Genomic DNA, 23450 nt, shown 5'->3' on the forward strand with positions numbered 1-23450 from the left:
GTACTGATATGAGTTCCCTGCCCTCTGAACCCGCTGAAGCGCTGTCGCTCGTCGGGGGCAGGCCCATCGTCAAACGCCCTTACGTTCTCGCCGATGGCCGCGAACTCATCTACTACGACGACGCCGACACCACGCTGCCGGCCTTTCGCGCCGCCGACGAGCGAGAGCTTGACCCGAGGCCGCCCACCGCGGAGATGCGCCAAGACGCACTCACCGGCGAATGGATCTCCATCGCGGCCGCGCGCAACAACCGCGTCTTCCTGCCGCCGGCGAACCTCGACCCGCTCGCGCCGCAGGCCCCCGACAACCCCTCCGAGGTTCCGAGCCTGTACGACGTGGCCGTGTTCGAGAACCGCTCGCCGTCGTTCGGGCCTGAGCTCGCGACACCGGGGGTGGCGTCTGTCGCCGGTGACCACTCGGTGGGGCTCGGGCGGGTGCGGGCATCCATCGGCCGGTGCGAAGTGGTGTGCTTCAGCCCCGAGCGCGAAGGCTCGTTCGGCACGCTGCCCACCTCGCGTGCGCGTACGGTGATCGAAGCGTGGGCCGACCGCACGAAGGTGCTCTCGGCGATGCCCGGTATCGAGCAGGTGTTTCCGTTCGAGAACCGTGGTGAGCAGGTGGGTGTGACGCTGCACCACCCGCACGGGCAGATCTACTCATACCCGTTCGTTTCACCGCGCACTGAGCGCCTGATCGCGTCGATCGATGCTTATGGACCCACGCTGTTCGCCGACATTCTGGCGAGCGAGCAGCAGGGCGAGCGTCTCATTGTTCAGGGCGAGCACTGGAGCGCGTTCGTTCCGTTCGCCGGGCGCTGGCCCATCGAAGTGCACATTCTGCCGCACCGTCAGCTGCCCGATCTGGCGGCTACGTCGTCGGCCGAGCGTGACGAGCTCGCCGTGCTCTACCCCCGGGTTCTGCGCGCCATCGATGGGTTGTACCCCACGCCGACGCCGTATATCGCGGGCTGGCACCAGGCGCCGGTCAATTCGCACCGCGACGAGATCAGGCTGATGCTGCAGATCACGTCGCCCCGCCGCGCGGCCGACCGGTTGAAGTTTCTGGCCGGCTCGGAGTCGGCCATGGGCGCCTTCATCGGCGACGTACCGCCCGAACGCACGGCCGAAGCACTCAGAACCAGCTACGCCGAGGCCGAAGGGCGCGAACGATGAGCGCGAAACACACTGACACCACGTTCGACGCGGCTGCGGGCCAGAGCGACGTGCGCACGGCGCTCGCTACCGAGTTCGAGAAGCGCCACGGTCAGGCGCCCGACGGGCTCTGGTCGGCGCCGGGCCGGGTCAACCTGATCGGCGAGCACACCGACTACAACGCCGGTTTCGTGCTGCCCTTCGCCATCGACCGGCGCGCGTGGGTGGCGTTGGCGGGCCGCGACGACCAGCTCGCACGGGTCTCGTCGACCTTCTCCGAGGAGACGGTCGAGATCGACCTGGCCGACCTGGCGCCCGCTGCGCTCGACGGATGGTCGGCGTACCCGCTCGGCGTGGCTTGGGCGCTCCTCGCCCGGGCTGGCACAGCCGACACTGCCGCCGCGAGCGACCTCGCCCGCCGGGGCTTCGCGCTGCACATCCACTCCGACGTGCCCATCGGGGCCGGCCTGTCGTCGTCTGCCGCCATCGAGTGCGCCACCGCCGTGGCCCTGAACGAGTTCTGGGGCCTCGGCTTCGAGCCCGAAGAACTCGCTGCCGTGGGCCAGGTCGCCGAGAACCAGGCCGTCGGCGCCCCCACCGGCATCATGGACCAGACCGCCTCGATGCTCGGCCGCGCCGACGCGGCCGTCTTCCTCGACTGCCGCAGCCTCGAGAGCCAGTCGATCGCCCTCGGCCTTGACGCCGCGGCACTCGAGATACTGGTGGTCGACACCAAGGTCACCCACGCGCACGCCACGGGCGGGTACGCAGCCCGCCGGGCATCCTGCGAACTGGCGGCCCAGACCCTCGGTGTGCCCACCCTTCGCGAGCTGACCGTCGACGACCTGCCGCGCATGCAGCGGCTGCTCGACGACGTGACCTTTCGGCGCGCCCGCCACGTCATCACCGAGAACGCCCGCGTCGAAGAGACCGTGCGCCTGCTCACCGAGGCGGGCCCGAACGCCATCGGGTCGCTGCTTGACGCCTCCCACGTCTCGATGCGCGACGACTTCGAGATCTCGGTGCCCGAACTCGACCTCGCCGTCGAAGTTTCGTTGGCCAGCGGCGCCGTCGGTGCCCGGATGACCGGCGGCGGTTTCGGCGGAGCAGCCATCGCGCTCATTCCGCGCTCGCTCCGGCCCGCTCTCGAAGCCGCGCTGGTCGAAGCCTTCGCTGCCCGAGGTTTTGACCGCCCTGATCTGTTCGTCGTGCAGCCCTCTGACGGCGCGACCATGAAAGGCCACCACGTATGAGTACCGCCAGTACCGCCAGGGCCGCAGATACCGCCCTGCCCACCGGATCCCAGTTCGAGCTGAGCTGGGCCCAGGGTGAGCACCGAACCCGCGCCGTGGTCACCGCCGTGGGCGCCACCCTGCGCGTACTCGAGGTCGACGGTACTGCGCTCATCGAGGGTTTCGCCGAGACCGCCGCTCCGCTCTTCTGCGCCGGCCAGATTCTCGTGCCCTGGCCGAATCGGGTTCGTGACGGCAGCTGGAGCTACGACGGCCGCGACCTGCAGCTGCCACTCACCGAGCCCGACCGCGGCAACGCGCTGCACGGTTTCCTGTTCGGGCTGCCGCATGAGCCGATTTCACAGAGCGACTCGATGATCACCCTCCGTGCCGTCATCGCCGCAAGCGACGCCTACCCGTTCACCCTCACTGTCGACACCACCTACACGGTCGGGCCCGACGGCCTGACGGTGAACCATGACATCCGAAATGACGGCGAGGCCCCCGCGCCGGCCGCCATCGGCGCCCACCCCTACTTTCGCATCGGCGATGTGCCCACCGAGCAGCTCACGATCACGGTCAACGCCACCATGCGGGTGAGCGTGGATGCCCGGCTGAACCCCACCGGCACCGCCGCCGTCGCGGGTACCGCGTACGACCTCTCGCAGGGCGCGGTCGTGGGTACCCTCGACCTCGACACCGCCTATTTCGGTCTCACCCCAGGTGCCGACGGCACCTACCGGCACACCATCGCCGCGCCCGACGGCCGCCGTATCGAGCTCTGGGGCGACCAGAACTACAAGCACACCCAGGTCTTCACCACCCAGATCTTTCCCACCCCTGCGGGCCTCGGCTGGGCGGTCACGGTCGAGCCGACCACCGCACCGCCCGACGCGCTCAACACCGGCGAAGACCTGCGCTGGATCGAGCCCGCCGACACCTGGCACTCCACTTGGGGTATCACGTTCGTCGCGGCCGCAGCAGAGTCCGACACCGCAGCAGAGCCCGAAGCACCCGAAGGAGAATTTTCATGACGTGGTTGGTGACAGGCGGGGCCGGCTACATCGGCTCGCACGTGGCACGTGCCTTTCTTGACAGCGGCATCGACGTGGTCGTGATCGACGACCTCTCGAGCGGGCACGAGGGCTTCGTTCCCGAAGGCGCCGTGCTCGAGCGGGGCTCGCTGGTCGACGCTGGCTTCGTCGAGCGGGTCTTCGACGAGCATCCGGTGACCGGAGTCGTGCACCTCGCCGGCTTCAAGTACGCGGGGGTGAGCGTTCAGCGCCCGCTGCACACCTACACGCAGAACGTCACGGCCACCGTGAACCTGCTGTCTGCCATGCAGAACCACGAGGTACCGTCGATCGTGTTCTCGTCGAGTGCGGCTGTGTACGGCAACGCCCCGGCCGAGTTCGTCACCGAGGCCACCGCCACCACCCCCGAGTCGCCGTACGGCGAGACCAAGCTCATCGGCGAGTGGCTGATCGCCGACCAGGCCGTGGCATCCGGCCTTCGGCACACCGCTCTGCGGTACTTCAACGTGGTGGGGTCGGCGACGCCTGTCGTGAGCGACACCAGCCCGCACAACCTGTTCCCGCTCGTCTTTCGCGCGCTGTTGGCCGGCCAGACCCCGAAGATCTTCGGCGACGACTACCCCACGCCCGACGGAACCTGCGTGCGCGACTACGTTCACGTCGCCGATGTGGCGGCCGCCCACGTTGCCGCCGCCCAGAAGCTCGACGCGGGCGAGACGCTCGCCCCGGCCTACAACCTCGGCAGCGGTTCTGGCGTCTCAGTGCGCGAGATCATGAGCGAAATGGCGGCAGTGACCGGCATCGACTTCACCCCCGAAGTTCTCGCCGCCCGTCCGGGCGACCCTGCACGCATCGTCGCATCGGGCGAACTCGCCACGGGCGACGGGCTCTGGATGCCCCACCACACCCTCACCGAGATGATCGCGTCGGCCTGGCAGGCCGCCACCCACGCGGGCTGACCCGCCCGTCTCTGGGTTGTTACTTCGTCAGTGCTGCTACTTCGTCACTGTCGCTATTTCGGGTTTTCGCTGAACGAGCCCTGCCACACAGCGCTCGAACCCGACTCACCGATCTGAACGACTTTGTAGAACGTTCCGGCCGAGATGCCGACGCCGGCGACGATCAGTACGATCGACACCACCAGAGACACAGCGAGGCTGGCTCGGCGCCGAGGAGCGGCTGCGGATTCAGCGGTGACCGCTGCTGAAGCTGCCGCTGCCGAACCGTTCAGACCCGGAGCGGCCGGGCGTGCATCCGCTCGCGTGGCACCCCCCGTGTCGCCGCCCACGGGCACCAGTTCGCTGACCCGCCGCACGGGTGCGTCAGGAAACGCCTTCGACGCCGCGAAGAATCGGTACCAGCCCCAGATCACGAGCGATACCAGAAACTGCGCGATGGCCCACGGCAACAGCGTGTCTCCGAGCGCCACGTGTGCCGCGATGAGCGGGGTGGCTCCCACCCGTTGCTGGAGCCACTCGCCGGCGTTCGTCGCAAGCGGCACACTGAGCAGCCCGAGCAGCGTGACGATGGGGGTCACGATGCCAAGCTTTCGCCGGAACGCTGGCCACACCGCTCCGGCTGCCGTCATCAGGGCCCCCGCGGGAATCACGATGACGACGAAGTGCACGAGCAGAATGTGGAGGGGAAGGCCGTTGATCTCGTAGGGCAGCATGCTGGTCTCCTGGGGGGTTCTGCTCTAGGAAGCGACGATGGAGTCGCCCGACACGGCAACGGCGATCTTGCTGAGCCCGGTCTGGGCCGGCCCGTGGGTGACACTTCCCGAACTGAGGTCGAAGGTCGACCCGTGGCAGGGGCATGCGAAGTCGGTCTGTGCGAAGGCGACCGCGCAGCCCTGGTGGGGGCACACCGAGCTGAAGGCGACGACCTCGCCGGCGGTGGGCTGCGCCACCAGAATCGACTTTCCTTTGAAGGTGACCGTCTTTGCCTGGCCCACCGGAACATCTGCCAGCTTGGCGACTTCGGTGCCACCCGCAGCGCTTCCGCTCGAGGTCGCGGGCGCTTCGGCGGCGGCTGTGCTGGGCGCCCCGGTCGGCGCGGCGGTGCTGCCGGCGGCCGCCCCACCGGTGTTCGTGTTGTCGGTGGGTGCGCACGCGGCCAGCACCAGGGCGCTCGCACCGAGCACACCCGCGCTTCCGGCGGTGAGAACGACGCGGCGGGTGACGGGAGATTTCTCGGTCATAGTGTTCCTTCTGCGAGGGGTGGCTGAGACACTGCTACCCGTATCTACGATAAGACGCGTGGTTTCGTTCACCGACCAGTGAACTTTTTCGCTGGGTGTTTCGTATGTACAGGTGGAGGTGCGTTGGCGTGGATGACCAAGCCCAGGTGTTGCGTTCGCTGCACGATCAGCATGCCCCAGCCCTGCTGCGGTTCGTCATCCGGTTGACAAGCGACAGGGAGTGGGCCGAAGACGTGGTGCAGGAGACGCTCTTTCGGGCCTGGCGTAGCCCGCGCATCCTGCAGAGCGAACAAGACTCCGTGCAATCGTGGTTGTTCACCGTGGCGCGAAACCTGGTCATCGACGACTGGCGGAGCGCCCGCTCGCGCCACGAGATCGCCACCGATGCGCCGCCCGAACGGCTGAGCGTCGATCACACCGACACCGTTCTGCAGGCCTGGCTGGTCTCCGACGCACTGCGTGAGCTCTCGCGCGAGCACCGCGAGGTGGTGGTGCACTCGTTCTACGGTGGCCGGTCGGTTGCCGAGATCGGCGAGCACCTCGGCATTCCCGAGGGAACGGTCAAGTCGCGCCTGCACTACGGCCTGCGCGCGTTGCGGCTCGTTCTGCAGGAGAAGGGGGTGACAAGGTGACGCCCGACGATCGGTTCGCCGAATGGGATGCCGCCTACGTTCTGGGCGCGCTGGCGCCCGCCGAACGCCATGAATACGAACAGCATCTCGCTGAGTGCCCCGCGTGCAAGGCCGCACTGGCCGAACTCGCCGGTGTGCCGGGCCTGCTCGCCACCCTCAGCGCCGCCGAGGGTGCTGCCCTACTCGAAGCACCACCGGCAGGGCTCGAGGATGACCGGCTCACCGTGCTGCCGACCCTGCTTGCCCGGGCCCGTCGACATCGCACCCGCACCAGGGTCGTGGCGTCGGCCGCTGCTCTCGTCGCGGTAGCGGCGGCGGTTTCTCTCACGCTGGTCATTTCTCTGGCGGTGTCGCCGCAGTCACGCGTTCAGGCAGCGCCGACGTCGTCGCCCACCCCCGGTGGCGATCCCGCCAATTCGGTGGTCTTCGATCAAGAGATACCGAGCCCCCTCACCGCCGTGGCGACGTTCGCGGATGAGCCGTGGGGCACTCTGATCGAGTGGAAGTGCACGTACGGAGGTGGCAGCCAACCCGAGCAGGCGTATTCGAGGGGCTACGCCATGGTCATCACCGATCGGGCCGGCCTCAGCACGCAGGTGGCCACGTGGAGCTCGGGCCCGGGTACCGTGGCTCTGCCGACCGCCACCACGAGCATCCGGCGCGCCGACATTGCCTCTGCCACCATCATTGCCACCGACAGTGGCCAGGTGCTGCTGCGCGCAGAGCAGTAGCACCGCCAGGCGCCCCCGCGCGTTCGCGGTGGGTGCAACAGGGCGGCCCCGAGGCGGGCCCTGTCAGCCGACCGCTACCGGTTCGAACGGCGCACCGTTGACGACCGAGATCGACCACGCATCGGCTGCGGCGCTATCGGCGCTGGGTTCGTGGTGCAGCAGGCAGTGGCCCGCGTTCGTGATCGTCGTGATGGCGCTGCCGCTCAACTCGCTGAGGGCCAGCCGAATGAGGGTGCCGTGCGCAACGACGATGACCCGCGCACCCGGGTACTCTGTGGCGATGCGACCGAGGGCGGCGGTGGCCCGAGCGGTGACGTCTGCTTCGGTCTCGGCGCCCTGAAAACCGCCCGGAATGCGAAGGGCCCGCAGCTCGTCACCGTCTTGCATGCCTTCGGCGGGCCCGTAGTCGCGCTCGACCAGCTCGGGAACCACCGTGCTCACTTCGATACCCAGTGTGCGGGCGATGATGCTCGCACTTTCACGGGCCCGGGAGAGCGGAGAGCACACCACAAAATCCCACGGCTGACCCTGCAGCAGCTCGGCGGTAGCCAGAACCTGGCCGCGGCCCACGTCGTTCAGAGCGATGTCTGAGCTGCCCTGCAGGCGGCGCTCAGCGTTCCAGTCGGTTTCACCGTGACGAACGAGGGCAAGAGTGGTTTGCTGATTCACCCCTCCAGTCTGCCATTAGCGCATGCCAAAATGCCGGTCAACCCCCTAGGCGCTGGCGCAGAAGACGTTCGTTGGTTGAATATGGTCTAGGTATAGCGCTACAGGGAACGACCTCTGCGAGCATGGTCGGAGGAAGTAAACGTGGGAAAACTCATCTACGGCAATGCCAGCATCGAGACCTTCTTCGATGACCGGGTTCTTGCGCACCTGCAGATCGTCATCGGTGCGAAACTGCGACGCAGAGAAAGCTTCTTCTTTTCGTGGAAAGACGATGCCGACACGGGGTCGGGCCGTTCGAGCCTCTGGATGGACGCCTCGGTGCCGCTCTACTTCAAATACTTCGGTAGCAAGACGCCAAGCATCAACCGCGAGTGGGTTCGCCAGCTGTCTGACTCGGCGAACAGCGGCTCGGGTCTCTACTACATTCCCGAGCCTGACGCCCAAGGCTAGCCGCAGGCGCCCGTCGGGGTGCTGGCCGAATCAGACCAGGCCCCAGTCGAAGTCGTCTGCGAACGTGCGGTAATCCTCCGGCGCGAGGTATGGATGCGCCCGGTGCGGGCCAGCACGATCGCCCGCCCCGCCGACCGGTTCGGGTTGGCCGGTTTCGTCTGGGCCCTCGGCAGCGGTATCGGTCTCGTGTGAACGAACGATCATGTGAACCTCGACTCAGGCGTGTCAATGACACTGACGAAGCCGAGGTCTTGGGCTTTCTTCACGCTAGCACCGGGCCCGGCCGTGAAGGTCAGATCAGAGTTTCGGGGCGGCGCCTTGACGTGCGGTGGAGTCTGGCGTAGGTGGGGCGGCGTGTCAGGTCAGAGAATGATGGTGCGCTCCACGACGCGCCCAGCAAGATCGGTGAGCGAGAGCGAATTCGAGCGCGCGTACTCCCGCAGAACCGAGAACGCACCGTTCATGTCGATGTTCTTCGACTGGGCGATGACACCCTTCGCCTGTTCGATGATCACGCGGCTGTCGAGAGCCCGCTGCAACTGTTCCCGGGTCAGTTCGCTCTGTCTCATTGCTCGTTCGTGAACGATGCCGATGGTCGCCACGTCGGCAAGCGCTTGGGCCGCGGCCGCATCGTTGCTGTTCAGGGCCCCGGTTGTCTCGCGAAAGAGGTTCAATGCACCCATCGTGAAGCCGCGCAGGCGCAGCGGCACCGCGTGCACCGAGAGAAAGCCCTGTTCGAGCGCGCCTTCGCGAAAGACATGCCAGTCGTCGCGAAGCTCACGCACGTCGGGTACCGAGACGACCTTGCCGGTGATGTAGCACTCGACGCACGGGCCGAGACCCGCACGCAGTTGAAGAATCTCGAGCAGACGGCTGCGCTCGTTGGTCGAGGCGACCACTTCGAGCACATTTCCTTCGTCGGCGAGCAACAGGCCGACCGCCGCCGCATCGAGGACTGTTGCGCAGGTCTCCACCAGGGTCTGCAGAAGATCGACGACGTCGTACCCCACCACCAGCGTGTCAGCCAGGGAGACAAAAGATGCGGCGAGGAGCCCTTCGCGGGTTTGCTCCGTCATAACTTGATCCTACGACCGCTCTGATGCGGGAAGGAAGTCGAGTCGACGCGCCACCACGTCGTGTGCGACTTCGCGTACGGTTCGCCCCGATGAGAATGCGTGGGCGCGCAACAGCAACATGGCATCGGTCGCCGGCACCTGCAGTTGGGCGATGATCATGCCTGTCGCCTGGTGAACCTGTTTGCGGGAGAACCCGGGGCTGGGGTCGGCGTCGACGTCACGGGTGTTCTGCGAGTCGTCGGCCAGCACGCGGCGCAGAACCTGCCAGGCTGCGATCTCGCTGAGGGCCGTCACGTCGTCGAGTTCTGTCTTGCTGATACTGCGCGCCGAATTCGAGTAGAAGTCGATCGAGCCGATGTCGAGGGCGCCGAGCGTGAGTGGAAACGCGTAGAGCGCACCGATGCGGTAGCCGCGGAGCGCCTCGGCGAAGACAGGCCAGGCGGGGTGCTTCTCGACCGCGAAGTTGTCGGCGATGACGGGTCTGCGCGTCGAGAGGGCCTCCCAGCACGGGCCCTCGCCCAAATCGATCTGAAGCTCATCGATCTTGGCGGCAGCGTCGTCGCTGGCACAGATCGTCGAGACGCCGAGCCCGCTGCCGATGGTCGACACCGCGGCACCCGTCACCGGCAGAACGCGCAAGAAAGGGCCGCAGAGATCGGCAGAGGTGACGGCCCGGCCTCCGCCGCGCTGTGCACGGGAGAGCTCTTCGAGTGCCTCGCTGAAGACGGCCCTGTCGGTCATCTTGCCGTGCCCCTCGATCTATTGTGTTGTGAAGATCGGTCGCGTTGCGCGCCGGTGGAGCGTGCGAAGCACCCTCAGCCGCGGTAGGGCGACTTCGCCATCGCGATGCCCGCGACGATCCCGGTGATGCCCACGCCAACCGTGATGAAGGCCAGCAGGCCAATGAGTAACCCGGTCATTTCTGATCTCCCCTGAGAATGTCGACTGCGTTGTTCCAATGTACCTCGCCAAAGCCCACTGCATCTCTTCCCGACTAGCATTGGCTGCCATGCACGAGCACCTGCCGGCTGCGCCCGCTGAGGCGTCGCTCCTCCGAGACACGATCGTGGCGCGGCTCCGCGCAGCCGGTTGCGTCTTCGCCGAAGACGAGGCCGACCTGCTGCTCGAAGGGGCGGGCACCCCGGCCGAGCTCGAGGAGCTGGTGGTTCGGCGGGTGCAGGGCATCCCGCTCGAGCACCTCGTGGGCTGGGTGGAGTTTCTCGGGCAACGGCTGGCCGTCGGGCCCGGGGTCTTCGTTCCGCGGCGGCGTACGCAGCTGTTGGCGACGCTGGCCGTTGCGGCGGTTGCGGCGGCTGCTGCCGAGACGCTCTCCGCTGCCGCCACGCCCGACCGCGGCGCCGAAGTGGCGCGGGTGGTGCTGGTCGAGTTGTGCTGTGGGGTGGCGGCGGTGGCGGCATCCGTTCTCGCCGAGGTCAGCGAAAGTTCTGTCGCCAGCGAGACAGCTGGCGCCCCGATGAAACTCGAGGTGTATGCGGCCGACATCGATCCGGCTGTGCTCGAGTACGCCCGGCGCAACCTGGGCGCGGGTGCCACCGTGCTCATCGGCGACCTCTACGAGCCGCTGCCCGCGCATCTGCGGGGCCGGGTCGATGTGATCGTGGCGAACGCGCCATACGTTCCCACCGAGGCCATCGCGCTGATGCCGCCAGAGGCGAGACTGTATGAGTCTGCGACGGCACTCGACGGAGGCGACGACGGGCTCGACCTGCATCGCCGCATCGCCGCTGAGGCTCCTGCGTGGCTCGCGCCCGGGGGGCGACTGCTGGTGGAGACGAGCGCCGTCCAGGCTCCGCTGACGCTCGCTCTGTTCGAACGGGCGGGTCTGGTCGCCCGCATCGTGACCCTCGACGAACTCGACGCGACGGTCGTGGTAGGCACCATCGCGGCGCGGTGACGAGAATTTCTGCGTTCGTGGGAATGCATTGGCCTGCACGACGTTAAGTTGAGTCGAAGGCACTCAAGTTTCACAGGAGGACGCATGCCGACCTACTCAGACCACGACGCATCGGGCACCAGCTCGTTCGACGAATTTCTCGCCCGCTACCTGCAGGGCGAGCAGCGAGCCCAGCAGGGCCGCCCCATCGACATCAGCCGACTGCTCAGCCGCCGCACCCACGAGGTGCTGGCAGAGGCCGGCCGGTTCGCGCTCGAGCACGGCCACAGCGAGCTGGATGCACTGCACATCCTGCGCGTCATCGCCGAGCAACAGCCCGCGGCCGACGCCATCTCCCGCGTCGGATCAGACCCCGCCGCGGTGGCCGCTGCCGCTGAGCAGCGCCTGCCCCAGGCCTCGACCGAGCGCACCGATTCCGCGCCGGTACTGACCCAGTCGGCCCAGCGCGCACTGTTTCACGCGTACCAGGTGGCCCGGGCATCCGGTTCGACCTACATCGACCCAGAACACCTCTTCTTTGCACTCGTCATCGCCGGCGACACCCCGGCCGGTCAGGTGCTGAGCGCGGCGGGCGTCACGCCCGAAGCACTGCAGGCGGGGCTTCGCGACGGCGGGCTCTCGGGCGCGTCCGACACGAACGCGGCCGGCAACGCGGCTGGTTCTGCCGGGGCGAACGATGTCGGCCGCTCGACCGAGTCAGACACCCCCACCCTCGACACGTACGGCACCGACCTCACCGAGCTTGCCCGCGAGGGCGACCTCGACCCCGTGATCGGGCGCGCTGACGAGATCGAGCAGACCATCGAGATTCTGTCGCGCCGCACGAAGAACAACCCCGTTCTGATCGGCGAGGCCGGCGTGGGCAAGACCGCCATCGCGCAAGGCCTCGCGCAGGCCATCGTCGACGGCGGTGTGCCCGAGCAGTTGCGTGGCAAACGCGTCATCTCTCTCGACCTGCCCGCAATGCTGGCCGGCACCAAGTACCGCGGCGACTTCGAAGAGCGCCTGACAAAGCTGATGAACGAGATCAGCGCCCACAAGGCCGACCTCATCATTTTCATCGACGAGCTGCACACCGTGGTGGGCGCCGGCGGTTCGGGTGAGGGCGGAATGGACGCGGCGAACATCCTGAAGCCCCGGCTCGCCCGCGGCGACCTGCACGTGGTCGGTGCGACCACGCTGAAGGAGTACCGCTCCATCGAGAAAGATCCCGCGCTCGAGCGGCGGTTCCAGCCCGTTCAGGTGGGCGAGCCGAGCATCGAAGACGCAGTGCTGATTCTCGCCGGGCTGAAGCCGGCCTACGAAGAGCACCACGGTGTTCGGTACACCGACGCGGCCATCCGGGCCTCGGTCGAGCTGTCGTCGCGGTACATCAGCGACCGTTTTCTGCCAGACAAGGCCATCGACCTGATCGACCAGGCCGGCGCGCGGCTGCGCCTGAAACTGGGTTCGCGCTTCGACGCGTCGACCCTGCTCGAGCAGCTCGCCGAGCTCGAGGCGTCGAAGAACTCTGCCGTGGCGGCCGAGCACTACGAAGAGGCATCGCGCCTGCGCGACGAGATCGTGGGCGTGCACACCAAGCTCGCCTCGGTGGGGTCGACTGAGGCACTGGATGCCGCGGCCGTCGTCGACGAGAACGAGATCGCTGCCGTCATCAGTCGGGCCACGGGCATCCCGGCCAACCGGCTCACGCAGGTCGACCGTGAGCGCCTGGCGCTGCTCGAGACCGAGCTGCACTCCCGCGTGATCGGCCAAGACGACGCGGTGTCGGTGGTGGCCAAGGCCGTGCGCCGCAACCGTACCGGTATGGGCGACCAGAATCGGCCCGTCGGCAGCTTTCTCTTTCTCGGCCCCACCGGGGTCGGTAAGACCGAGCTTGCGAAGACGCTCGCCGGGTCGCTGTTCGGTGACGAGAAAGCGATGCTGCGCTTCGACATGAGCGAGTACGGCGAGCGACACACGGTGTCGCGGCTGGTCGGTGCCCCTCCCGGGTACGTCGGGTACGACGAGGCGGGCCAGCTCACCGAGCGTGTTCGCCGCAACCCGTACTCGGTGATCCTGTTCGACGAGATCGAGAAGGCGCACCCCGACGTGTTCAACCTGCTTCTGCAGGTGCTCGACGACGGTCGCCTGACCGACGGACAGGGTCGCACGGTCGACTTTCGCAACACGGTGATCATCATGACCTCGAACCTCGGTTCGGAGTTTCTGGCGAGCCGCGGCGGCGCGATCGGCTTCGTGGCCGACCCGACCGCCGGCGGCGGTTTCGGCAGCGACAAGGCGCTGCGCGACCGCGTCATGGGCAAGCTCCGCGAGGCCATGCGCCCCGAGTTCCTGAACCGCATCGACGAGATCGTGCTGTTCAGAAAGCTCGAGACTACGCAGTTGCGCGCCATCGTGACACTGCTGCTCGGTGCCACCCGCGCCCGCCTCGCAGGCCGCTCGATCTCGGTGACCGTCACCGACGAAGCCATCGACTGGATCGCCGACAACGGCTACGAACCCGAGTACGGCGCCCGGCCGCTGCGCCGCGTCATTCAACGCGAAGTGGATGATCGCATCGCCGACCTGCTCGTCACCGGTGCCCTCGCCGACGGCGGTTCAGTGACCGTCGACGCCCTCGCCGGCCGCCTCACCGTGTCGGCCGGCCTCGCCGCGGAGCTGCCGCTCGCGGCCTGACGCCCCCGTCTGACCGCCCCCGCCGCCCTCCTCCTCCTCCCACCCCACCCCACCCCATTCCACTCGGCAAAGTTTGCGGGTCGCAGCCCCCGGCACCCGCAAACTCTGCCGAGTCGATGAGAGCGGGTAGGTGTGAGGGCCGCGTGGAGGCCGACAAACGGAAGGCGTGTGCCAAATCCGCGGTGCCCGTGCGGCGGGCGGGGTCAGGAGTCGGCGCAGAGGTGGGTGGTGATCCAGGTGCCGGCCTCGTGCGGGTGGAGGGTGCCTGAGCGGATGAGGGTGGCGAACTCGAGGGCGAGTTCGGTGAGCCGGCCGTCGGCGGAGGCTCCGGGGTCGCGCCGAAGGCGCACCGAGACCCAGCGGGTGGCGGTGGGGCCGACACGGGCGGTGGTGGCCACGATTCCGGCGAAGTGCCGCGCCTGGCCTGAGGTACCGTCATCGAGTTCTGGGCTGAAGCCGCGCCCGGGCATCCGGTTGCGGCCCGCTGCTGCTGCGGCCACGAACCAGAGGGGCCCCGCGGGAATGCCTGCCCCCTCCCGGCCGAACTCGACCAGGTAGCGCCGACCGGCGAAGCCGCCACTCGCCAGCCGATCGGCGGCGGCTGCGAGTTTTGTGCACGCTGTCACTGCAGGGCCGCCGCAGCCCATCCGCATGCCGACGGAGCTGCGGCCGGGCCGCGTTCTGCTTCGCCGTCGAATGACCAGCCGGCCGCTGACCGGCCCCAGGCCGGGCCACCCGCGGCAGGCGCGCGATGCGCGAGCGTTGTCACCGAGGTGCTCATTTCCAGAGGCGTGCCGACGCGATTTCGGCGCCGCGGGCGAGCGACTCGAGTTTGGCCCACGCGATGTGCGGGTGCACCCGGCCGCCGAGGCCGCAGTCGGTGGCGGCGACGACGCGCTCGCGCCCCACGACCGAGGCGAATCGTTCGATGCGGTCGGCGACGAGTTCGGGATGCTCGACCACGTTGGTTGCGTGGCCCACGATGCCGGGCACGATGAGTTTGCCCTCGGGCAGGGCCACGTCGTTCCAGACGCGCCATTCGTGCTCGTGGCGCGCGTTCGCGGCCTCGAACGAGTACGAACCTGCGTTGATCTCGAGCATCAGGTCGACGATGTGCCGCAGCTCGATGTCGGTGGTGTGCGGGCCGTGCCAGCTGCCCCAGCAGAGATGGAAGCGGATGCGGTCTTCGGGAAGCCCGCGGAGCGCGTGGTTCAGCGCCTCGACACGGATGCGGGTGAACGCCTGGTAGTCGGCGATCGACGGCTCGGGGTTGATCTGGTCCCAGTTCTCGGCGATCGAGGGGTCGTCGATTTGCAGCAGCAGGCCGGCGTCGATGATCGCCGTGTATTCCTCACGCAGAACGTCGGCCCATGCCCAGATGTGTTCTTCTTCGGTGGCGTAGAAGTTGTTCGCCACGCGCGAGCCGCTGCCGGGCGAGAGTGCGGTGATGAAGCCGTCGGGCTGGCCGGAGGCGGCGAGCCCCGCCCTCAGGTTCGCTATGTCGGAGGCGATGGCGTCGTACCCGGTGTAGACGAGCGGCCCGGTGGTCGAGGGGAAGGCTGTGGCGGTCTTTCCGGTCGAGATTCCGCTGGTGGGGTCGGTGTAGGCGTCGCGAAAGATGCTCCAGTCGCGGCGGTCGGGAAATGTGGTGAGCTGCACGTTTCCGGGCGTCGAGCGCACGGGTGCGGCCGAGAACGGGTCGTCGCCGGTGAGCGACAGCCCGCTGACGCGCTGGAACGAGTACGACCACCAGGCACCGTAGTCGACCGGGCTCGTCATGGCCTTGCCGAACTCGCCGTCTCCCGGCAGGGTGATGCCGATGGCCTGCTGGCGTTCGACGAGGTCGACCACGGCGTCGGTGAGCAACCGTTCGAATTCGGGGGTGTGCTGCAGGGTGAAGCCGTCGGCCGAGAGCTGGCGGGCGTCGTTCGCGGCGATGAGTTCGGGCGTGCGCGGCAGGCTGCCGGCGTGGCTGGTCTCGATGCGGTGAGTGTTCTCTGGCATGGGATCAGTCTTTCACCCTCGGTGTGGGTACGGTGGGTGCGGGGCGCGCGGCGGGGGCAGATGCGGCGGGTGCAGATGTGGTGGGTGCAGAGCGCAGGGTGCGCCCCGCGCGCCGTTCGAGCAGCTTGGCGGCCAACAGCTCGCCGTCGACGGCTCCGAATTCGTGCAGGGCATCGCGGTGCATCCGGCCGACCAGCGTCGACAGCTCGAACGGAACGCCCGCCCCGCCCGCCAGCTCCGCCACGGTGTCGAGTTCTTCGACGCACCGGTCGAGCCCGAACGAGGTGAGGTAGTCGCCCGCGAGCAGGTGGTCGAGGTGCCGGTCGATGAAGGCGCTGCCGCCGGCGCTCGCCGCGAGCGTGTCGCGCAGCGTCGCAAGGTCGAGCCCGAGCGCCTGCCCGAGCAGCAGCGCCTCGGTGACGGCCACGCTCTGCCCGAACCACAGCAGGTTCGCGAGCAGCTTCGCGGTGGGGCCCGCTGCGATGTCGTCTCCGAGGCTCCGGATGCCCGCCGCCCGGCCGATCGCCCCGCCGAGCACCTCGAGCACCGGTGCGGCGCGCTCCACAGCACCCGCAGCCCCGCTCACGAAGAAGGTCAGCCGCCCGGCCGCGGCAGCTTCGACCCCGCCGCCCATGGGCGCCGCGACACTCGCGATGCTGCGTTCGGCTGCCAGGGCCGCGAGGCGCGTTGCGACCCGAGGATCGGTGCTCGTCAGGTCGATCCAGCAGGTTTTGGGGGCCAAGTGGGCGAACGCGCGGCTCGCCGCGGCCTTGACCTCGGCCGGGCCGGGCAGCACGGTGACGAGAATGTCGCAACCGGCGGCGAGCTCGTCGGCGTTCGCTGCCCACGAGAGCGCAACCAGCTCGGCGGGCCGGCGACGTGAATCGTCGATGTCAAACCCCGAGACGACGAAGCCCGCGCGAGCGAGCCGCGCGGCGATGGGTAGGCCCATTCGCCCGAGGCCCAGAACGCCGACGCTCAGTGCCCCAGCACCAGCCGCGTGCCGCCCGGGCATCTACCGCGCGCCGACGATCTGGTCTGCTGAGGCCGTGCCGCGGGCACCCGGAGCCGAACGCAACACCGCGAACGCCAGCTCGAGGTCGGCGAGCAGGTCGGCTTCGTCTTCGATGCCCACCGAGAGGCGCACGAGCCCGGGCAGGATGCCCAGCTTCACCCGCTCGGCCTCGCTGAGGTGCGCGTGCGAGGTCGTGCCCGGGTGCAGCACCAGCGAACGCACGTCACCCATGTGCGACATGCGGCTGAACAGCTGCAGCGCGTCGATCACCGTGCGGGCGTCGTTCTGGCCGCCTTCGAGGGTGAATCCGAAGACCGAACCGGTGCCGCGCGGGTAGTACTTCACCGCGAGGTCGTGCGAGGGGTTCGAGGCGAGGCCCGGGTAGTCGACCGAGCTGACCTCGGGCTGTGCCTCGAGCCAGCGCGCAACCACGAGCGAGTTGCGGGAGTGCCGCTCGACCCGCAGCGAGAGCGTCTCGAGGCCCTGCTGCAGCAGGAAGGCGTTCAGCGGCGAGAGCACCGGCCCGAGGCGCCCGGCGATCACCGAGCGGGTGTACTCGAGGTAGGCGCGGTTGCCGAACTTCTCGACCAGTGTCGGGCTGCCGGGGCTGCCCGCGCCTCCGATGGGCGTGCTGAACTGGGGAAACTTCTCGGGGTAGCGCGCCCAGTCGAAGTTTCCGCCGTCGACCACCACGCCGGCGAGTGAGGCGCCGTGCCCGCTCAGAAACTTGCTCGCCGAGTGCACCACGATCGTGGCGCCGTGCTCGATGGGCCTGATCAGGTATGGTGTCGACGCCGTGCTGTCGATGATGAAGGGCAGGCCCTCTTGGCGGGCGAAGTCGGCGATCAGCCCGATGTCGATGAGGTCGTTCTTCGGGTTCGGAATGGTCTCGCCGTAGACCGCGCGGGTGTTCGGGCGCACGCGGCGCTTCCAGTCGTCGATGTCGTGCGGGTCGTCGACGAACTCCACCTCGATGCCGAACCGCTCGAAGTTCTCGCGGAACAGTGTCTTCGAACCCTCGTACAGGCTCGGTGTCGACAGAAAGTGGTCGCCCGACCGCAGAATGCCCAGCAGCGCCACGGTGATCGCGGCCTGCCCACTGGCCACGAGCAGCGAATCGACGCCGCGCTCGAGCGCAGTCAGCTTGGCTTCGACCGCCGTGTTCGTGGGGTTCGCGTAGCGCGAGTAGACCAGGCCGCCGTCGTTGCCGGCGAAGCGCTCGCGGGCGTGGTCGAACGAGTCGAAGAGAAAGCCCGCCGTGAGGTAGATGGGGGCGATGCGGGCGCCGAACTGGGCGTCGACCACCTCGCCGGCGTGCACCTGCTCGGTGGTGAAGCCGAAGTTGTCGTACCCGTAGGGCACCTGGTTGGTGGTCATAGCGCTTGCCTTCTGTCGATTGTGCAACGCTACGGTTCAGGCGTGGCGCCGCCAATGCCGCACTTCACACAGAGTCACATTTGAGCGGTTTCACGCCGGTGCGCAGACACTGGATGCATGGCTCACCTGCAACATTTCGGATGGTTCTTCGGCCGCGGTTTCGGCCCCCAGGGCTGGGGCAAGCCCGACCACGGCTGGAACTACCGCTGGCAGGAACCCGCCCTCTACCAGCAGTCGGTGCGGGAACTCGAGCAGGCAGGTCTTGACCTGCTCATCATCGAAGACGCCCTCTCGCTCGGCTCGCCCGAGACGCTCGACCTGCGCGTGCGCGCGGCCTATGGCGGCCCGAAGCACGACCCGCTGCTACTCGCGCCCTACCTCTTCGGTGCCACGTCGCAGATCGGCGTCGCTCCCACCGTGAACGCCGGCGCGTACCCGCCCTACCTCGCCGCCCGCCAGTTCGCCACGCTGCAGCACCTCAGCGGCAGCCGGTTCGGCGTGAATGTGGTCACCGATGTGAAGAGCGCCCGGCACTTCGGCCTGCCCGAACTCTCTCACGATGCCGCCTACGACCGGGCCGAGGAATGGCTGGGGTCACTGCGGGAACTCTGGCACAGCTGGCCCGACGGCGCTCTGGTGAACGACCCGGCCACGGGCCGTTTCGCCGACGGCACCCGGCTCGAGGCCCAGCACCACGAGGGCGAGTACTTCACGTTCGACGGGCCCCTGAACGCCCTGCCGTTCGACGCCGGCGACCCCATCATCGTCTCGCCCGGCGGCTCGGGTCGGGGGCTCGGCTTCGCCGGAGGCAACTCCGACGTGCAACTGGCGCTCGCACCCCTCGATGCGGCGAGTGTGCGGGCGTACCGCGCCAAGATCCACGATGCGGCGAGAGCCCGCGGGCGACGGCCCGGTGACATCAAGGTGCTGTTCGTGCTGACCCCGGAGATCGTCGGCAGCGAGGAGGAGGTCGACCGGGTGGTGGCGGCGTCGCAGCATCCGACCGACCTGGCGCTGAGGCACGTGCTGGCCGCCCAGTCGAGCGACCTCGAAACCGATCTCACGGTGCTCGACCTCGACCGGCCCATCGGCCCCGGCGTCTTCGGCGACCACGTGTCGCAAGGCACCATCAACAACCTCGTCGGCGCCGGGGGAGACCTCGCCACCGACACCCTGCGGCAGATCGCCTCGCGCAAGGCTCGCAAGGGGAGACTCGTCGACCGCGCCGGTTATGTCACGACGGCGTCACAGCTCGCCGACTTCATCGAAGAACTCGGTGAGACGACCGACAACGACGGATTCATCTTCAACGGCGACCTTCACCCTGTGACGGTGCACCGGATGCTCGACCAGCTGGTTCCCGGGTTGCGGGCCCGGGGCATCCTGCGTGACTCCTTCGGCAGCAGCACCCTGCGCGGCAACCTGTTCGACTTCTGACCCGTCGCGCGCGTCTCGCGCCTCTGCCGCCGCCCGACGGGTCTACCCGCGGGCTGCGCCGGCCTCCCGTGCCACCCGCTCGAGCTGGTCGCGGTACGTTGCCCACCACTCTGGGTCGCCGTCGGGCATGTTGTCGCTGTCTTCGCGGAGGCCCGTCTTCTCGTCGATGAGTTCGCGCACGATGTCGGCATGCCCGTCGTGGCGGTTCAGTTCGGCGATGACGTGCACGAGAATCTGGTGCAGGGTGACGTTCGCGCGGTCGCGTTCCCACCACGGCACGCGCCCCGTGGCATCGAGCGGCAGCGCGGCGATGGTCGCGTCGGCGTGCGCCCAGACCCGGCGGTACAGGTCGAGCATCCACTCGCGTGGCTCATCGGCTGTCGCCCACATGTCGGAGTTCACCGGGGCATCGTCGTGCCCCCACGGCAGGGGTTCGGCGAACGGGCGGCCGAACGTGTCGCCGAAGTACCCCGCCTCGATGAAGGCCATGTGCTTGACGAGCCCCAGCAGATTGGTGCCGGTGGCCACCAGCGGGCGGCGAACGTCGTACTCGGTGAGGCCGTCGAGCTTCCACAGCAGTGCCTCGCGGGCGCGCTGCAGGTAGCTCTGCAGGGTCTCCTTCTCGGCGGCTTCCCGTTTGCCCGACGTGCTCTCGGCCGGTTCGCGCCGTTCTGATTCGCTCATCCGCCCTACTGTGGCACTCGCCATCTCCGCCCGCAAGTACCGGGCTTTCGGATGCCCGAGCCTGAGCACCCGCTGGATTTTCGACGTTCGGCGTAAGCCAGGGCCCGCCCCTGCATCTCTCTTCTCGTAAGCATCCCGCCGCACAATCGCGGTGGGCAATCGATAGGAGAACCATGTCAAAATTCCGCAACCTCGCGGTCTTCTGCGCGCTCACCGGCGCGCTCATCGGTGGCACCGGCCTCGCTGCCCACGCTGCCGAAGACGGCTCGGGCATGCCCGACCAGACTCAAACCGACGACGGCACGGCCACCTCAGGCGGCGGCGGCGATGTAGGCGACGGCAGCGGCTCGGGCGGTTCGACCGGCGGCGGTGGCGGCTGGAGCGGGTCGAACGGCTGGGACATCGATGATGCGCTCGCGAACGGCGCCGTGCCGAAATCGATGGCGCCGTACTACACCGCGCTCGGCTATTACTCGGGCGTCTACTTCTACGGCCCCAGTGTGGGCGGGGTACTGCCGACGCAGGGCGACGTCGACATGTTCAACGCGGAGAAGGGCGGCGGCTGCGACTTCAACACCGACGGCAACGCGATCACCTGCCCGAACTGATCGTGCGTCGCTCCCTCGCCCCAGGCGCAGCCGGGGCGGGTGGGGGGCGCGGCGTGCGCACCCCGGGGGGAGACGGGCGCAGCGAGCCGGTTCGTATAGTGGGAGCATGCCCGAAGCCACCACCGCCCTGCTCACGTTCGACGACGTCGAGCAGGCGGCGGCGCGCATCCGGAGCTATGTGAATCACACGCCCGTGATGACCTCGCGCACGCTGAACGAGCTGACCGGGGCCGAGGTGTTCTTCAAGTGCGAGAACTTTCAGCGGGTGGGCGCGTTCAAGGCGCGCGGTGCATTCAACGCTCTGCTGCGGCTGGGCGACGACGAGCGCTCGAGGGGGGTCGTGGCGTTCTCGTCGGGCAACCACGCGCAGGCGGTGGCGCTCGCGGCGCGAACGCTCGGCATCGCTGCGACGATTGTGATGCCGCGAGACGCTCCGCCGGTGAAGAAGGCGGCCACACTCGGCTATGGGGCGACGGTTGTCGAGTACGACCGCTACACCGAGAACCGCGAAGAGGTTGCGGCCGGTTTTGTGCGGGGCGCCGGCATGACGCTGGTGCCGCCGTACGATCACGCCGACATCGCTGCGGGCCAGGGCACGGCGGCGCTCGAACTGTTCGACGAGGTCGGGGAGCTCGATGCCCTGTTCGTTCCGGTCGGCGGAGGAGGGCTGCTGGCGGGTTCTGCGCTCGCCGCGAGCGGGAGGAGCCCTCGCACCCGTGTGTACGGCGTCGAACCCGCGGCAGGTGACGACGCGCGGCAGTCGTTTCGAAGTGGCGCGATCGTGAGCATCCCGACGCCCGACACCATCGCCGACGGCGCGCAGACCCAGCGTATGGGAGAGGTCACGTTCGAGGTCATGCGGCGCCTGGTGACCGACATGCTCACCGCCGACGACCCCGCGCTGGTCGAGGCGATGGAGTTCTTCGCGTCGCGCATGAAACTGATTGTCGAGCCGACCGGATGCCTGGGGTTGGCCGCCGTGCTCGCCGCCGGTCGCGAACTGGCCGGGCAGCGCGTGGGCGTGATCGTGAGCGGCGGCAACGTCGACCTCGCCCGTTTCGCGGCGCTCATCTCCGCCCACTGATCAAGACCTGCTGAGTGCGCCATGCTGGAGCCATGCAGGTTCTCGCGCTCCACCACATCGCCGTCATCGCCAGCGACTACGAACGGTCGAAGGCGTTCTACGCCGACACCCTCGGCTTCGTGCTCGAGGCCGAATACTTTCGCGCCGAACGCGGCTCGTGGATGGGCAAACTCGCCCTGAACGGCACCTACATGCTCGAACTGTTCAGCTTTCCGGATGCTCCACCCCGGTCATCCGGCCCCGAAGCCCTCGGGCTCAGACACCTCGCCTTCGCCGTGGCCGACGTCGCGGCCGCTCGCGCCGAACTCGAGGCGAAGGGGTACGCCTGCGAGGAGCTCCGCCACGACCCGAACACCCTCAAGGCGATGGTGTTCTTTCGCGACCCCGACGGCCTGCCGCTCGAGCTCTACGAAGCCTGAGCTGCTGCCGCGGTCACTAGGCTCGATGCGTGAGCATCAACGACACTCAGGATTCGCCGCCACTCTCGCCGGTTCCGCCGACGCAGAAGGCCTTGGCGCTCTGGCGCCGCCGCTCTGCGCGGCTCGTCGCTGTGATCGCGGTGGTCGTCATCGTGTACGCGGTCGTCGTTACCCTCTACGCGGCGAGTGGGCGCATCGCGAACGACGCCGATGTGACGCCGAACCCCGGCGGCGTGACCGTGGTGCTCACGCCGAAGACCATCAACCCCCTCACCGAGACCATTTCGATGGAGTTGGAACTCACGCCCTCGACCGAGATCGAGGCAAACGACTCGATCACGCTCGACCAGGCCGTCACCTTGGTTCTCTCGCCGGTCTCGGGCTCGCAGACAATGCAATTCGCCAAAGACGCCATCCCCGGCACTCAGCCGGTGACGTCGTTCGCCCCCGGTGCCGTCGAGCAGTGGCCCTTCGACACCTATCGTTCTGAGATCTTCATTCAGGCCTACGCCGAGAAGAACGGTGTGCTCGAGCCCATCGACACCAAAGTCATCTACAAGGGCTACATGCCTGGGTGGAGCTTGTCGGCCGACCGGGTCACCCACGGAGAGATGATTCAAACCGCCGAGGGGTTGAAGCCTGCGTACTTCGCCCAACTCACGGCCTCGCGCTCGGGCAGCACCTTCGCGTTCGGTTTTCTCTTACTTGCCCTCATGGTGGTGCTGCCCATCCTGCAGCTCTTCGTGGCAATCTCGGTCTTCAGGGGCTTTCGCAAAGTCGAGCCGTCGTTTCTGAGCTGGATGGGCGCCATGCTCTTCGCCATCATTCCGCTGCGCTCGTTTCTGCCGGGCGCGCCGCCGGTGGGCTCGTGGATCGACTTCGTCGTGGTGCTCTGGGTGATCGTGGCACTCATCAGCGGAATCGTCGTCTACGTGATCGCATGGATGCGCTGGGGAAGCCCGGCCGCGCCGATCATCGAACCGCCGCCAGCCACCACCCCAGCCCCCGCCCCAACCCACACGCCGCCGGGTTAGGCCTGCCGAGGGTCGTGTC

Annotated in this window: 26 protein-coding genes; 15 read left to right on the forward strand and 11 right to left on the reverse strand. The window is 68.1% G+C overall.

Annotated elements, in window-relative coordinates:
- Nucleotides 1-8 precede the first annotated feature (8 nt).
- The 4 genes from galT to galE are packed head-to-tail and all read left to right on the forward strand — an operon-like array spanning nt 9 to nt 4376.
- On the forward strand, nt 9-1172 hold the full coding sequence (galT, locus tag D4765_RS02070; RefSeq protein ID WP_136640568.1) for a galactose-1-phosphate uridylyltransferase: 1164 nt from the start codon (nt 9-11) through the stop codon (nt 1170-1172).
- The gene (galK, locus tag D4765_RS02075; protein ID WP_136640569.1) at nt 1169-2404 is read left to right on the forward strand and encodes a galactokinase; all 1236 of its coding nucleotides are present in this window, start codon (nt 1169-1171) and stop codon (nt 2402-2404) included. Before galT ends, galK begins: the two co-directional genes overlap by 4 nt.
- Nucleotides 2401-3417, forward strand: a complete 1017-nt coding sequence (locus D4765_RS02080) for an aldose 1-epimerase family protein (protein WP_136640570.1) — start codon at nt 2401-2403, stop codon at nt 3415-3417. The genes galK and D4765_RS02080 overlap by 4 nt, the downstream gene beginning before the upstream one ends.
- Nucleotides 3414-4376: a UDP-glucose 4-epimerase GalE gene (galE, locus tag D4765_RS02085; RefSeq protein ID WP_136640571.1), complete on the forward strand. Its 963-nt coding sequence runs from the start codon at nt 3414-3416 to the stop codon at nt 4374-4376. The genes D4765_RS02080 and galE overlap by 4 nt, the downstream gene beginning before the upstream one ends.
- Nucleotides 4377-4429: 53 nt before the next feature.
- Here the strand turns inward: galE and D4765_RS02090 are convergent, their stop codons facing one another.
- Nucleotides 4430-5089, reverse strand: coding sequence for a hypothetical protein (locus tag D4765_RS02090; protein WP_136640572.1), 660 nt, complete (start codon nt 5087-5089; stop codon nt 4430-4432).
- A gap of 24 nt (nt 5090-5113) precedes the next feature.
- Entirely contained in the window at nt 5114-5617 is a 504-nt protein-coding gene (locus D4765_RS02095) for a QcrA and Rieske domain-containing protein (protein WP_136640573.1), read from the reverse strand.
- 128 nt (nt 5618-5745) lie between these two features.
- Here D4765_RS02095 and D4765_RS02100 point away from each other — a divergent pair, with 128 nt between their 5' ends.
- On the forward strand, nt 5746-6249 hold the full coding sequence (locus D4765_RS02100; protein ID WP_416352018.1) for a sigma-70 family RNA polymerase sigma factor: 504 nt from the start codon (nt 5746-5748) through the stop codon (nt 6247-6249).
- Nucleotides 6246-6980, forward strand: coding sequence for an anti-sigma factor family protein (locus tag D4765_RS02105; protein ID WP_136640575.1), 735 nt, complete (start codon nt 6246-6248; stop codon nt 6978-6980). Before D4765_RS02100 ends, D4765_RS02105 begins: the two co-directional genes overlap by 4 nt.
- A 63-nt stretch (nt 6981-7043) precedes the next feature.
- Here D4765_RS02105 and D4765_RS02110 read toward each other — a convergent pair whose 3' ends face one another.
- Nucleotides 7044-7649, reverse strand: coding sequence for a histidine phosphatase family protein (locus D4765_RS02110; protein ID WP_136640576.1), 606 nt, complete (start codon nt 7647-7649; stop codon nt 7044-7046).
- 141 nt (nt 7650-7790) lie between these two features.
- Here D4765_RS02110 and D4765_RS02115 point away from each other — a divergent pair, with 141 nt between their 5' ends.
- Nucleotides 7791-8099: a DUF7882 family protein gene (locus D4765_RS02115; protein WP_136640577.1), complete on the forward strand. Its 309-nt coding sequence runs from the start codon at nt 7791-7793 to the stop codon at nt 8097-8099.
- 18 nt (nt 8100-8117) lie between these two features.
- Nucleotides 8118-8291 carry a hypothetical protein gene (locus D4765_RS19065; protein ID WP_161580320.1) on the forward strand — a complete coding sequence of 58 codons (174 nt, stop codon included), beginning with the start codon at nt 8118-8120 and terminating at the stop codon, nt 8289-8291.
- Between the two features lie 170 nt (nt 8292-8461).
- Here D4765_RS19065 and D4765_RS02120 read toward each other — a convergent pair whose 3' ends face one another.
- Both D4765_RS02120 and D4765_RS02125 read right to left on the reverse strand, forming a co-directional pair.
- Complete coding sequence (locus D4765_RS02120) at nt 8462-9175, reverse strand: GAF and ANTAR domain-containing protein (RefSeq protein WP_136640578.1); 714 nt, start codon at nt 9173-9175, stop codon at nt 8462-8464.
- 9 nt (nt 9176-9184) lie between these two features.
- Nucleotides 9185-9916 (reverse strand): GAF and ANTAR domain-containing protein, encoded by a 732-nt coding sequence (locus tag D4765_RS02125; RefSeq protein WP_136640579.1) that lies wholly within the window; start codon nt 9914-9916, stop codon nt 9185-9187.
- A gap of 268 nt (nt 9917-10184) precedes the next feature.
- Here D4765_RS02125 and D4765_RS02130 point away from each other — a divergent pair, with 268 nt between their 5' ends.
- Both D4765_RS02130 and D4765_RS02135 read left to right on the forward strand, forming a co-directional pair.
- Entirely contained in the window at nt 10185-11090 is a 906-nt protein-coding gene (locus tag D4765_RS02130) for a putative protein N(5)-glutamine methyltransferase (RefSeq protein WP_201799201.1), read from the forward strand.
- An 84-nt stretch (nt 11091-11174) separates the two neighbouring features.
- Nucleotides 11175-13769, forward strand: a complete 2595-nt coding sequence (locus D4765_RS02135; protein WP_136640581.1) for an ATP-dependent Clp protease ATP-binding subunit — start codon at nt 11175-11177, stop codon at nt 13767-13769.
- A 203-nt stretch (nt 13770-13972) separates the two neighbouring features.
- Here D4765_RS02135 and D4765_RS02140 read toward each other — a convergent pair whose 3' ends face one another.
- Genes D4765_RS02140 through D4765_RS02155 form a run of 5 tightly spaced genes read right to left on the reverse strand, consistent with a single transcriptional unit; the run spans nt 13973 to nt 18165 of the window.
- Entirely contained in the window at nt 13973-14395 is a 423-nt protein-coding gene (locus tag D4765_RS02140) for a hypothetical protein (RefSeq protein WP_136640582.1), read from the reverse strand.
- Complete coding sequence (locus tag D4765_RS19070; RefSeq protein WP_161580321.1) at nt 14392-14550, reverse strand: hypothetical protein; 159 nt, start codon at nt 14548-14550, stop codon at nt 14392-14394. The genes D4765_RS02140 and D4765_RS19070 overlap by 4 nt, the downstream gene beginning before the upstream one ends.
- The gene (locus tag D4765_RS02145) at nt 14547-15773 is read right to left on the reverse strand and encodes a cobalamin-independent methionine synthase II family protein (protein ID WP_136640583.1); all 1227 of its coding nucleotides are present in this window, start codon (nt 15771-15773) and stop codon (nt 14547-14549) included. Before D4765_RS02145 ends, D4765_RS19070 begins: the two co-directional genes overlap by 4 nt.
- Before the next feature lie 4 nt (nt 15774-15777).
- The gene (locus tag D4765_RS02150) at nt 15778-16788 is read right to left on the reverse strand and encodes an NAD(P)-dependent oxidoreductase (RefSeq protein ID WP_136640584.1); all 1011 of its coding nucleotides are present in this window, start codon (nt 16786-16788) and stop codon (nt 15778-15780) included.
- Nucleotides 16789-18165, reverse strand: coding sequence for an O-acetylhomoserine aminocarboxypropyltransferase/cysteine synthase family protein (locus D4765_RS02155; RefSeq protein WP_136640585.1), 1377 nt, complete (start codon nt 18163-18165; stop codon nt 16789-16791). It abuts the gene before it with no gap.
- 117 nt (nt 18166-18282) lie between these two features.
- On the opposite strand from D4765_RS02155, the gene D4765_RS02160 reads away from it, so the two are divergent.
- A complete protein-coding gene (locus D4765_RS02160; RefSeq protein ID WP_136640586.1) occupies nt 18283-19602 on the forward strand; it encodes an LLM class flavin-dependent oxidoreductase in 1320 nt (439 codons plus the stop codon).
- Between the two features lie 42 nt (nt 19603-19644).
- Here D4765_RS02160 and D4765_RS02165 read toward each other — a convergent pair whose 3' ends face one another.
- Nucleotides 19645-20286, reverse strand: coding sequence for a DinB family protein (locus tag D4765_RS02165; RefSeq protein ID WP_136640587.1), 642 nt, complete (start codon nt 20284-20286; stop codon nt 19645-19647).
- A 173-nt stretch (nt 20287-20459) separates the two neighbouring features.
- Between D4765_RS02165 and D4765_RS02170 the strand changes: the two genes are divergently transcribed.
- The 4 genes from D4765_RS02170 (at nt 20460) to D4765_RS02185 (ending at nt 23431) form a co-directional block, all read left to right on the forward strand.
- Entirely contained in the window at nt 20460-20894 is a 435-nt protein-coding gene (locus tag D4765_RS02170; protein WP_136640588.1) for a hypothetical protein, read from the forward strand.
- Nucleotides 20895-21000: 106 nt separating this feature from the next.
- Entirely contained in the window at nt 21001-21978 is a 978-nt protein-coding gene (locus D4765_RS02175; RefSeq protein WP_136640589.1) for a threo-3-hydroxy-L-aspartate ammonia-lyase, read from the forward strand.
- 32 nt (nt 21979-22010) lie between these two features.
- Nucleotides 22011-22397 (forward strand): VOC family protein, encoded by a 387-nt coding sequence (locus D4765_RS02180; protein ID WP_136640590.1) that lies wholly within the window; start codon nt 22011-22013, stop codon nt 22395-22397.
- Nucleotides 22398-22426: 29 nt separating this feature from the next.
- Nucleotides 22427-23431, forward strand: a complete 1005-nt coding sequence (locus D4765_RS02185; RefSeq protein ID WP_136640591.1) for a DUF4436 family protein — start codon at nt 22427-22429, stop codon at nt 23429-23431.
- The last annotated feature ends 19 nt before the right edge of the window (nt 23432-23450 follow it).

It is taken from the genome of Subtercola vilae (genome assembly GCF_004923255.1).
Lineage (GTDB): Bacteria > Actinomycetota > Actinomycetes > Actinomycetales > Microbacteriaceae > Subtercola > Subtercola vilae.

Excerpts from the sequence above, each read along its gene's own strand:
- D4765_RS02160 (WP_136640586.1), top strand. The coding sequence starts at position 18,283 with ATGGCTCACCTGCAACATTTCGGATGGTTCTTCGGCCGCGGTTTCGGC.
- galT (WP_136640568.1), top strand. The coding sequence starts at position 9 with ATGAGTTCCCTGCCCTCTGAACCCGCTGAAGCGCTGTCGCTCGTCGGG.
- D4765_RS02145 (WP_136640583.1), bottom strand. The coding sequence starts at position 15,773 with ATGCCAGAGAACACTCACCGCATCGAGACCAGCCACGCCGGCAGCCTG.
- galE (WP_136640571.1), top strand. The coding sequence starts at position 3,414 with ATGACGTGGTTGGTGACAGGCGGGGCCGGCTACATCGGCTCGCACGTG.
- D4765_RS02180 (WP_136640590.1), top strand. The coding sequence starts at position 22,011 with ATGCAGGTTCTCGCGCTCCACCACATCGCCGTCATCGCCAGCGACTAC.
- D4765_RS02150 (WP_136640584.1), bottom strand. The coding sequence starts at position 16,788 with ATGCCCGGGCGGCACGCGGCTGGTGCTGGGGCACTGAGCGTCGGCGTT.
- D4765_RS02090 (WP_136640572.1), bottom strand. The coding sequence starts at position 5,089 with ATGCTGCCCTACGAGATCAACGGCCTTCCCCTCCACATTCTGCTCGTG.
- D4765_RS02170 (WP_136640588.1), top strand. The coding sequence starts at position 20,460 with ATGTCAAAATTCCGCAACCTCGCGGTCTTCTGCGCGCTCACCGGCGCG.
- D4765_RS02125 (WP_136640579.1), bottom strand. The coding sequence starts at position 9,916 with ATGACCGACAGGGCCGTCTTCAGCGAGGCACTCGAAGAGCTCTCCCGT.
- D4765_RS19070 (WP_161580321.1), bottom strand. The coding sequence starts at position 14,550 with ATGAGCACCTCGGTGACAACGCTCGCGCATCGCGCGCCTGCCGCGGGT.
- D4765_RS02095 (WP_136640573.1), bottom strand. The coding sequence starts at position 5,617 with ATGACCGAGAAATCTCCCGTCACCCGCCGCGTCGTTCTCACCGCCGGA.
- D4765_RS02175 (WP_136640589.1), top strand. The coding sequence starts at position 21,001 with ATGCCCGAAGCCACCACCGCCCTGCTCACGTTCGACGACGTCGAGCAG.
- D4765_RS02120 (WP_136640578.1), bottom strand. The coding sequence starts at position 9,175 with ATGACGGAGCAAACCCGCGAAGGGCTCCTCGCCGCATCTTTTGTCTCC.
- D4765_RS02130 (WP_201799201.1), top strand. The coding sequence starts at position 10,185 with ATGCACGAGCACCTGCCGGCTGCGCCCGCTGAGGCGTCGCTCCTCCGA.
- D4765_RS02135 (WP_136640581.1), top strand. The coding sequence starts at position 11,175 with ATGCCGACCTACTCAGACCACGACGCATCGGGCACCAGCTCGTTCGAC.
- D4765_RS02155 (WP_136640585.1), bottom strand. The coding sequence starts at position 18,165 with ATGACCACCAACCAGGTGCCCTACGGGTACGACAACTTCGGCTTCACC.
- galK (WP_136640569.1), top strand. The coding sequence starts at position 1,169 with ATGAGCGCGAAACACACTGACACCACGTTCGACGCGGCTGCGGGCCAG.
- D4765_RS02080 (WP_136640570.1), top strand. The coding sequence starts at position 2,401 with ATGAGTACCGCCAGTACCGCCAGGGCCGCAGATACCGCCCTGCCCACC.
- D4765_RS02165 (WP_136640587.1), bottom strand. The coding sequence starts at position 20,286 with ATGAGCGAATCAGAACGGCGCGAACCGGCCGAGAGCACGTCGGGCAAA.